11 protein-coding genes are annotated in these 8,716 nt (G+C 68.3%); 9 read left to right on the top strand and 2 right to left on the bottom strand.

Translation table 11 applies throughout. The features are described 5' to 3' along the window. Together AB3X43_RS09580 and AB3X43_RS09575 are read right to left on the bottom strand one after the other, a co-directional pair. On the bottom strand, positions 1–472 hold a 472-nt coding region (locus tag AB3X43_RS09580; protein ID WP_369429613.1), incomplete at its 3' end, for a GntR family transcriptional regulator. Further along, positions 472–2,175, bottom strand: a complete 1,704-nt coding sequence (locus AB3X43_RS09575; RefSeq protein WP_369429614.1) for a sigma 54-interacting transcriptional regulator — start codon at positions 2,173–2,175, stop codon at positions 472–474. The genes AB3X43_RS09580 and AB3X43_RS09575, both read right to left, overlap by 1 nt. Before the next feature lie 157 nt (positions 2,176–2,332). Here AB3X43_RS09575 and AB3X43_RS09570 point away from each other — a divergent pair, with 157 nt between their 5' ends. The 9 genes from AB3X43_RS09570 to AB3X43_RS09530 form a co-directional block, all read left to right on the top strand. Continuing rightward, positions 2,333–2,797 (top strand): MaoC family dehydratase, encoded by a 465-nt coding sequence (locus AB3X43_RS09570; RefSeq protein ID WP_369429612.1) that lies wholly within the window; start codon positions 2,333–2,335, stop codon positions 2,795–2,797. Positions 2,798–3,060: 263 nt separating this feature from the next. Then, positions 3,061–3,246: a phenol hydroxylase subunit gene (locus tag AB3X43_RS09565; RefSeq protein ID WP_369429611.1), complete on the top strand. Its 186-nt coding sequence runs from the start codon at positions 3,061–3,063 to the stop codon at positions 3,244–3,246. Between the two features lie 34 nt (positions 3,247–3,280). After that, complete coding sequence (locus AB3X43_RS09560) at positions 3,281–4,276, top strand: aromatic/alkene monooxygenase hydroxylase subunit beta (RefSeq protein ID WP_369429610.1); 996 nt, start codon at positions 3,281–3,283, stop codon at positions 4,274–4,276. A 29-nt stretch (positions 4,277–4,305) separates the two neighbouring features. Continuing rightward, positions 4,306–4,575: an MmoB/DmpM family protein gene (locus tag AB3X43_RS09555; RefSeq protein ID WP_369429609.1), complete on the top strand. Its 270-nt coding sequence runs from the start codon at positions 4,306–4,308 to the stop codon at positions 4,573–4,575. A gap of 25 nt (positions 4,576–4,600) precedes the next feature. Continuing rightward, entirely contained in the window at positions 4,601–6,145 is a 1,545-nt protein-coding gene (locus AB3X43_RS09550) for an aromatic/alkene/methane monooxygenase hydroxylase/oxygenase subunit alpha (protein ID WP_369429608.1), read from the top strand. Beyond that, positions 6,142–6,507, top strand: coding sequence for a phenol hydroxylase subunit P4 (locus AB3X43_RS09545; protein ID WP_369429607.1), 366 nt, complete (start codon positions 6,142–6,144; stop codon positions 6,505–6,507). The genes AB3X43_RS09550 and AB3X43_RS09545 overlap by 4 nt, the downstream gene beginning before the upstream one ends. A gap of 28 nt (positions 6,508–6,535) precedes the next feature. Next, the gene (locus AB3X43_RS09540) at positions 6,536–7,609 is read left to right on the top strand and encodes an NADH:ubiquinone reductase (Na(+)-transporting) subunit F (RefSeq protein WP_369429606.1); all 1,074 of its coding nucleotides are present in this window, start codon (positions 6,536–6,538) and stop codon (positions 7,607–7,609) included. A 23-nt stretch (positions 7,610–7,632) separates the two neighbouring features. Beyond that, the gene (locus tag AB3X43_RS09535) at positions 7,633–8,001 is read left to right on the top strand and encodes a 2Fe-2S iron-sulfur cluster binding domain-containing protein (RefSeq protein WP_369429605.1); all 369 of its coding nucleotides are present in this window, start codon (positions 7,633–7,635) and stop codon (positions 7,999–8,001) included. A gap of 18 nt (positions 8,002–8,019) precedes the next feature. Beyond that, on the top strand, positions 8,020–8,716 hold a 697-nt coding region (locus AB3X43_RS09530; protein WP_369429604.1), incomplete at its 3' end, for a VOC family protein.

Raw genomic sequence — 8,716 nt, 5'->3', positions numbered from 1 at the left:
GGCCGGCGATGAGCGCCTCGTGGAAGCCGCGGTTGGCGTGCTCCCAGTCGCCCGAGCGCAGGCTTTCGGGCGTGCGCTCGGCCGCACTCAGGCCATCGAAGGCGGCGACAAGGCCGAGTTCCCAGGCCGCGTCGCCGTGGCGGATCGACAGGCGCAGTGCCTCGGTCTCCAGCAGCACGCGGGTGTTCGTCACGTCCTCCAGATCGGCCAGCGAGATCGGCGTGACGCGGAAGCCCCGCTGGCCCTCGGCCGTCACCAGCGCATCCGACAGCAGCAGCGACAGCGCCTCGCGCAGTGTGCCGGCGCCGACCTCGTAGCGGTCCTTCAGGTGCTCGACCCGCAGCCGCTCGCCTGGCGCCAGCGCGCCACAGACGATGTCGTGGCGCAGGCCGAGGTAGGCACGCTCGACCAGGGTGCGTGGCACCTCGTCGGTGCTGCGGAAGGCCGCGAGGAATTTTTCGGATGGCAGCATCAGGCGGCTCCAGGTTCGGACGGCATCGGGCCGCGGCGCAGCCGGTAGGCGAGCTGCGGGCGGGTCAGCCCCAGGCGGCGGGCCGCGGCGGACAGGTTGCCGCTTTCGCGGGCCACGGCGAAGGCGAGCAACTGGTGTTCCAGCTCCTCCAGCGGCAGGCCGCTGGCGAGCATGCGTTCGCAGAGGTCCTCGTCCGGGTCGGGCGGCAGCGCGGCGAGCTGTCCGTGCGGATCGAGCCCGGTGCGGCCGATCGACGGGTCATCATGGCCGGGGCTGAGCGAAAACAGGTCCTCGGCTTCGACGGCACCGCCCTGCGCCGCCAGGATCACGCCACGCTCGACGATGTTCTCCAGCTCGCGCACGTTGCCCGGCCAGGCGTGGCGGCCGAGCGCCTGCAAGGCCCGCTCGCTGAAGCCCTGCAGCCGCTTGCCGTGCAGCGCGGTGAAGCGCGCCAGCAGGGTCTGCGCGAGCAGCTCGATGTCGGCGCCGCGCTCGCGCAGCGGCGGGATGCGGATCGGGTAGATGTTGAGCCGGTAGAGCAGGTCGCGCCGGAAGCGCCCGGCCTTGACCGCCGCATCCAGATCGACGTTCGTCGCCGCCACCAGCCGCACGTTGACCTTGCGCGTGGTCTCGCTGCCCAGGCGCTCGATCTCGCCCTCCTGCAGCGCGCGCAGCAGCTTGGCCTGCAGCGGCACCGGCAGGTCGCCGATCTCGTCGAGGAACAGCGTGCCGCCGTCCGCACGCTCGAAGCGGCCGGTGCGGGCGGCGTGCGCGCCGGTGTAGGCGCCCTTCTCCACGCCGAACAGCTCCGCCTCGATCAGCTCGGCCGGCAGCGCCGCGCAGTTCACCACGACGAAGGGGCCGGCGCGGCGCTCGCTCAGTTCGTGCAGCGTGCGGGCAAAACGCTCCTTGCCGACGCCGGTCTCGCCGGTCAGCAGCACGGTGACCTGCGTCGCCGCCGCCTTGCCGAGCAGCTCGAAGGCGCGCCGGAACGCGGGCGATTGCCCCACCATCGAGCCGCACGGCCCGGCCGGCGCCAGCGTCGAGCGCAGCGCCTCGACCTGCAGGCTCAGCGCCTCGATCTTCTCGACCAGCGAGTCGGACTCGAAGTAGACACGGTGGGCCTCGCCATCCGGCCAGTCCTCGATCGGCCGTCCGACGATGCGGCAGTGGTCGTCACCGCAGGCGGTGCAGGCCACCTCCTTGAACAGGATCAGCCGGCCCATGAACGCGGATGTGTAGCCGCAGGCGTAGCCGGTGAGCATCCAGCAGCTCGGCGCATCGGCGGGGCCGAAGGTGTGGCGGTGCGCATGGGCCTCCCAGGAATGGTCCCAGCGGAACTCGCCTTCGAAGCGGCCGGCTTCGCGGTCGAAGGTCATCTTCAGCGGGGTGACCCGCGCCGCGCCTTCGAGCATGTGCAGCTGCGGCCCGACGAGGAAGGCGGCTGCCGGATCGTCGCCGGGCCGCGTCCTGCGGGCGAACTCGGCGTCGTTCAGGCCGCTGGCGTAGCCCATGCGCGTGAAGATGCGCCGGGCCTGCTCCGGGCCGATCGAGTTGATCAGGTCCTTGCGCAGCGCACCGAGCGAGGCGGTGTGCAGCAGCACCATGCGCCGCTCGCCAAGCCAGATCGCGCCCTCGTCCGGCGCGAAGCGCAGCAGGCGGCGCAGGTCGGTGTCGGGCGGGTATTTCAGGTGCTTGGACATGCCGGGCTCCGCGGACAGATTCTCGAGATTCATGCTGTCCCTCGATTCTAGAGTCCAGGGACGTCGCCCGCGGGACAGCGGCTCGGGGTTGACGCGCATGACCCGCTGCAGACGGCCTGCCTAAGATCATCCGACCCCCAGGCTCCAAGGAACTGCCATGCCCGCCCACGCCCTCCCGTCCATTCCGCTCGCCGATCTGCCCGGCCGCATCGGCGAGGTGCTCGGCACCAGCCCCTGGCTGCTCATCGACCAGGCCCGCATCGACGCCTTCGCCTGCACCACCGAAGACCTGCAGTGGATCCACACCGACCCGGCGCGGGCGGCGGGCGGCCCGTTCGGCCGCACCATCGCGCATGGCTTCCTGACGCTGTCACTGCTGTCGTGGATGGGCGAGAACGCCTTCGAGATTCCTCACCTGCGCATGAGCCTCAACTACGGGCTGAACAAGGTGCGCTTCCCGGCGCCGCTGCCGGCGGACAGCCGGGTGCGCGGCGTGTTCCGGCTGCTGGCCTGCGAGCCGATCGACGGCGGCTGGCAGGTCACCGTGGAAGCCACCATCGAGCGCGAGGGCGCCGCCAAGCCGGTGTGCGTGGCCGAGTCGGTCTCGCGCCGCTATCCCTGAGCCCCGGCCTCTCGACAGTTCACCAAATCATCAATTCACGCCGATGGACTTGTCCATATGGTCAATCCACCGTGAATGGATCTCCAGGCCGACCCTCTTCGGCGAACCGGCAGCACGCCGAAACCGTGCCGTTCGAAGCCCAGTCCAGAAGAATCGGGATGCACCCGCTCGGTGCTTACCCTAGAAATATCGAGATTTCAGGAAAACTGGCCTGAAGTGGCCTGTCGCTTGCAATGGAATGGGGACCACCCGGAGTCCTGCCCATGTCCGCAAGCCCGCCCCTCGATCCCCGCAAGAAGTACGTCCGCGTCCTGGAACACCGGGCCGACGGACTCGTGGCCTTCGAGTTCGCGATCGGCTGGCCGGAGCTGCTGGTCGAGCTGCTGCTGCCCGAGGCGGCGTTCGCCGAGTTCTGCGCCACGCACCGCGTGATCCGGCTGGACCACTGAGTCCCCACCAGGCCCACACCAGGAGACAAGCCCGATGAACATCGACCTGCAGGCGCGCGAGATCCAGCCGCTGCGCCAGACCTTCACCCGCGTGGCCGAGCACCTTGGTGGCGACAAGGCGGCCTCGCGCTACCTGGAAGCCACCATCGGCGCGCAGCCCGCGGCCAACTTCCACTACCGCCCGACCTGGCAGCCGGAGCACGCGCTGTTCGACACGGCGCGCACGGCGATCCAGCTGAAGGACTGGTACGTGCTGAAGGATCCGCGCCAGTTCTATTACGCCAACTGGACGATGACCCGCGCCCGGCAGCAGGAGTCGATGGAGTCGAACTTCCAGTTCGTGGAATCGAAAGGCATGGTCGCGGCGATGCCCGACGCGGTGCGCGAGCAGGCGCTGACCGTGCTGATGCCGCTGCGCCACGCCGCCTGGGGCGCCAACATGAACAACGCCTCGGTCTGCGCCTATGGCTACGGCACCGCGTTCACTGCGCCGGCCATGTTCCACGCGATGGACAACCTGGGCGTGGCGCAGTACCTGACCCGGCTCGGGCTGGTGCTGGGCGAGCCGGAGGTGCTCGACGTGGGCAAGCAGGCCTGGCTGGCCGCGCCGGTCTGGCAGGAGTTGCGCCGGCTGGTGGAGGACACGCTGGTCGTGAAGGATCCGTTCGAGCTGTTCGTCGCGCAGAACCTGGCGATCGACGGCCTGCTCTACCCGCTGGTCTACGGCAGCTTCATCGACGACCACCTGACGCTCAGGGGCGCCACCGCCGTCGCGATGATGACCGCGTTCATGACCGACTGGCACGCCGAGAGCGCCCGCTGGATCGACGCCGTGGTGAAGACCGCTGCGGCCGAGTCGGACGACAACCGGACGCTGCTGTCGACGTGGACCGCGCACTGGAGCGCCCGCGCCCAGGCCGCCCTGGCGCCCATCGCCCAGCTCGCCATGGGCGAACACGGCGACGCCGCGCTGGCCGACGCCCGCGCCACCCTCGACGCCCGCTGCCGCAAGGCCGGCCTCGCGGTCTGAACCGCCCTCGCCCACAGGACACCCTTCCCATGTCGAACGTTTTCATCGCCTTCCAGGCCAACGAGGAATCCCGGCCGGTGGTCGAGGCCATCGTGGCCGACAACCCCACCGCCGTCGTCACGCACCCGACCGGGCTGACCAAGATCGACGTGCCGCAGCGCCTGACGATCCGCCGCGAAACGATCGAGGAGATCACCGGCCGCCCCTACGACCTGCAGCAGATCCACGTCAACCTCGTGACGCTGTCGGGCCACATCGACGAGGACGACGACCAGCTCACCCTGAGCTGGATGAACTGATCCACCGAACCGCACGGAGACAAGCATGGACACCCGCGTCGCCAAGAAGAAGCTCGGCCTCAAGGAACGCTACGCCGCGATGACCCGCGGCCTCGGCTGGGAGACCACCTACCAGCCGATGGACAAGGTCTTCCCGTACGACACCTACGAAGGCATCAAGATCCACGACTGGGACCAGTGGCAGGACCCGTTCCGCCTGACGATGGACGCCTACTGGAAGTACCAGGGCGAGAAGGAAAAGAAGCTCTACGCCGTCATCGAGGCCTTCGCGCAGAACAACGGCCAGCTCGGCATCGCCGACGCGCGCTACGTCAACGCGCTCAAGCTCTTCATCCAGGGCGTGACGCCGCTGGAGTACTACGCCCACCGCGGCTTCGCCCACGTCGGCCGCCAGTTCACCGGCGAAGGCGCGCGGGTGGCAGCGCAGATGCAGTCGATTGACGAGCTGCGCCACTTCCAGACCGAGACCCACGCGCTCTCGCACTACAACAAGTACTTCAACGGGATGCACCATTCGAGCCACTGGTTCGACCGCGTCTGGTATCTCTCGGTGCCGAAGAGCTTCTTCGAGGACGCCTGCACCGGCGGCCCGTTCGAGTTCCTGACCGCGGTGAGCTTCTCGTTCGAGTACGTGCTGACGAACCTGCTGTTCGTGCCCTTCATGTCGGGCGCGGCGCACAACGGCGACATGTCCACGGTGACCTTCGGCTTCTCGGCGCAGTCCGACGAGTCGCGCCACATGACGCTGGGCATCGAGTGCATCAAGTTCCTGCTGGAGCAGGACCCGGCCAACGTGCCGATCGTGCAGAAGTGGATCGACAAGTGGTTCTGGCGCGGCTACCGGCTGCTGACCATCGTGGCGATGATGCAGGACTACATGCTCCCGAAGCGTGTCATGAGCTGGAAGGAAGCCTGGGAGATGTACGCCGAGCAGAACGGTGGCGCGCTGTTCAAGGACCTGGCGCGTTACGGCATCCGCGAGCCCAAGGGCTGGAAGGACGCCTGCGAAGGCAAGGACCACATCAGCCACCAGGCCTGGGCCACCTTCTACAACTACAACGCCGCCGCGCCGTTCCATACCTGGATCCCGAACGAGAGCGAGATGCAGTGGCTGGCCGAGAAGTACCCGGACAGCTTCGAGTCGACCTACAAGCCGCGCTGGGACTACTGGCGCGAGCAGGCCGCCGCCGGCAACCGCTTCTACAACAAGACGCTGCCGATGCTCTGCACGACGTGCCAGATCCCGATGCTGTTCACCGAGCCGGGTGACGCCACCAAGATCTGCTACCGCGAGACGAACTACTTCGGAAACAAGTACCACTTCTGCTCGGACCACTGCAAGGAGATCTTCGAGGACGAGCCGGAGAAGTACGTGCAGTCGTGGCTGCCGGTCCATCAGATCTACCAGGGACACTGCTTCAAGCCGGACGTGAACCCGACGGCTGAAGGGTTCGACCCGCTCATCGCCGTGCTGCAGTGGTACGAGATGGACATCGGCCGGGACAACTTCGATTTCGAAGGCTCGGAAGACCAGAAGAACTTCGCCGCCTGGAAAGGAGCCTCGGCATGAGCGTCGTCGCCAACCCCAATGCCGCGCCGTACGACTTCCCGATGAAGGACGTGCGCGAGAACTTCCCCGCGCCGCTGCTCTACATCGGCTGGGAAGACCACCTGATGATCTGCGCGCCGGTGTGCCTGCCGCTGCCGCCGGACATGCCCTTCGGGGCGGTCGGCGAGGCCGTGCTGCCGGGTGTCTACGGCTACCACCCGGACTTCGCGAAGATCGACTGGGCGGCCGTCGAGTGGACCAAGTCCGGCCAGCCGTGGCAGCCGGACCCGGCCAAGTCGCTGGCGGAGAACGGCCTGACGCACAAGGACGTGATCCGCTTCCGCACGCCGGGCCTGCACGGCCTGAACGGCTCCTGCAACTGAAGCCGGCGCCACGCGCAGGAACCGTTCGATGAGCCACCAACTCACCATCGAGCCGCTCGGCGCCGTGATCGACGTCGAGGACGGCCAGACCATCCTCGACGCCGCGCTGCGCCAGGGGCTCTACATCCCGCACGCCTGCGGCCACGGCCTGTGCGGGACGTGCAAGGTGCAGGTCTGCGGCGGCGAGGTCGACCACGGCGCGGCGAACCCGTTCGCGCTGATGGACTTCGAGCGCGACGAGGGCAAGACGCTGGCCTGCTGCGCGACGTTGCAGGACGACGTGACCATCGAGGCCGACATCGAGGAGGAGCCCGACGCGCGGGCCATCCCGGTGCGCGACTTCGCGGCCACCGTGGCACGCATCGTCGCGCTGACGCCGACGATCAAGGCGCTGCACCTCGCGCTGGATCCATCGGTCGCGCCGATCGATTTCCAGGCTGGCCAGTACGTGCAACTGGAGATCCCCGGCCTCGGCCAGTCGCGCGCCTTCTCGATCGCCAACGCGCCTGCCGACGTGCAGCGCAGTGGCGAGATCGAGCTGAACGTGCGCATCGTCGCGGGCGGCGCGGGCACGACCTGCCTGCACGAGAAGCTGAAGGTGGGCGACCGGCTGCGGCTGTCCGGCCCCTACGGGCGCTTCTTCGTGCGGCAGTCGGCGCACCTGCCGATGGTGTTCATGGCCGGCGGGTCGGGCCTGTCGAGCCCGCGCGCGATGGTGCTCGACCTGCTCGGCCAGGGCTGCACCGAGCCGATCACGCTCATCTACGGCCAGCGCACCCGCGCCGAGCTGTACTACCACGGCGAGTTCGTGGCGCTGGCCGCACAGCACCCGAACTTCACCTACGTGCCGGTACTGTCGAACGAGGCAGAAGGCAACGACTGGAGCGGCGCGCGCGGCTTCGTCCACGACGCCGCCAAGGCGCACTTCGGCGGCCAGTTCGCCGGCCACAAGGCCTACCTGTGCGGCCCGCCGCCGATGGTCGAGGCCTGCATCGCCACGCTGATGCAGGGCCGGCTGTTCGAGGACGGCATCCACACCGAGAAGTTCATCTCGGCCGCCGACGCCAACGCCCAGCGCAGCCCGCTGTTCAGGCGCGTCTGACGGGCCCGAAGGAGCAGAACACGATGTTCGATTTCCGCCCCAAGGTGACCGTCCATGTGGTGCAGACCGGCGAGGAGTTCCCCTGTGCCACCACCGAGAGCCTGCTCAACGGGATGCTGCGGCTCGGCCGCAAGGGCATCCCGGTGGGCTGCGTCAACGGCGGCTGTGGCGTGTGCAAGGTGCGCGTGCTCGAAGGCCAGGTGACCGCGCTCGGTCCCGTCAGCCGCGCGCACGTCACCGCCGAGGAAGAGCAGCACGGCTGCACGCTGGCCTGCCGCGTGGCGCCGACCACGGCGGTGCAGATCGAAGTGATCGGCAAGTTCGAGAAGCCGTTTTCCCGCGGGTACGCCAAGGCGGCGGCTCCGCAATCCACCCCCTCCCCACAACCCTGAACCCCTAGGAGACAAATCATGGGTGTCATGCGCATCGGTCACGCCAGCCTGAAGGTCATGGACATGGCGGCTGCCGTCAAGCACTACCAGAACGTGCTGGGCCTGAAGACCACGATGGAAGACAAGCACGGCAACGTGTACCTGAAGTGCTGGGACGAGTGGGACAAGTACTCGCTCATCCTCACGCCGAGCGACCAGGCGGGCCTGAACCACGTCGCCTACAAGGTCGAGAAGGAATCGGACCTGGAGGAGCTGCAGGCGAAGATCGAGGCCTGGGGCGTCAAGACCACGATGCTCGACGAGGGCACGCTGCCGTCCACGGGCCGCATGCTGCAGTTCCACCTGCCCAGCGGCCACGAGATGCGCCTGTACGCCACCAAGGAGTACGTGGGCACGGACGTCGGCACCACCAACCCCGACCCGTGGCCGGATGGCCTGAAGGGCGCTGGCGCCCATTGGCTCGACCACACGCTGCTGATGTGCGAGATGAACCCGCCCGAGGGCATCAACACGGTCGCGGACAACACCCGCTTCATGACCGAGGCGCTGGACTTCTTCCTGACCGAGCAGGTGCTGGTCGGCCCGGAAGGCAACATCCAGGCCGCCACCTGGATGAGCCGCACCACCACGCCGCACGACATCGCCTTCGTCGGCGGCGCGCGCAGCGGGCTGCACCACATCGCCTACTTCCTGGACAACTGGAACGACGTGCTCA

The organism is Sphaerotilus sp., assembly GCF_041083715.1.
Classification (GTDB): domain Bacteria; phylum Pseudomonadota; class Gammaproteobacteria; order Burkholderiales; family Burkholderiaceae_C; genus Sphaerotilus.
Note: the sequence above shows the minus strand (reverse complement) of the source record. Positions and strands in the feature narration are given on the sequence as shown.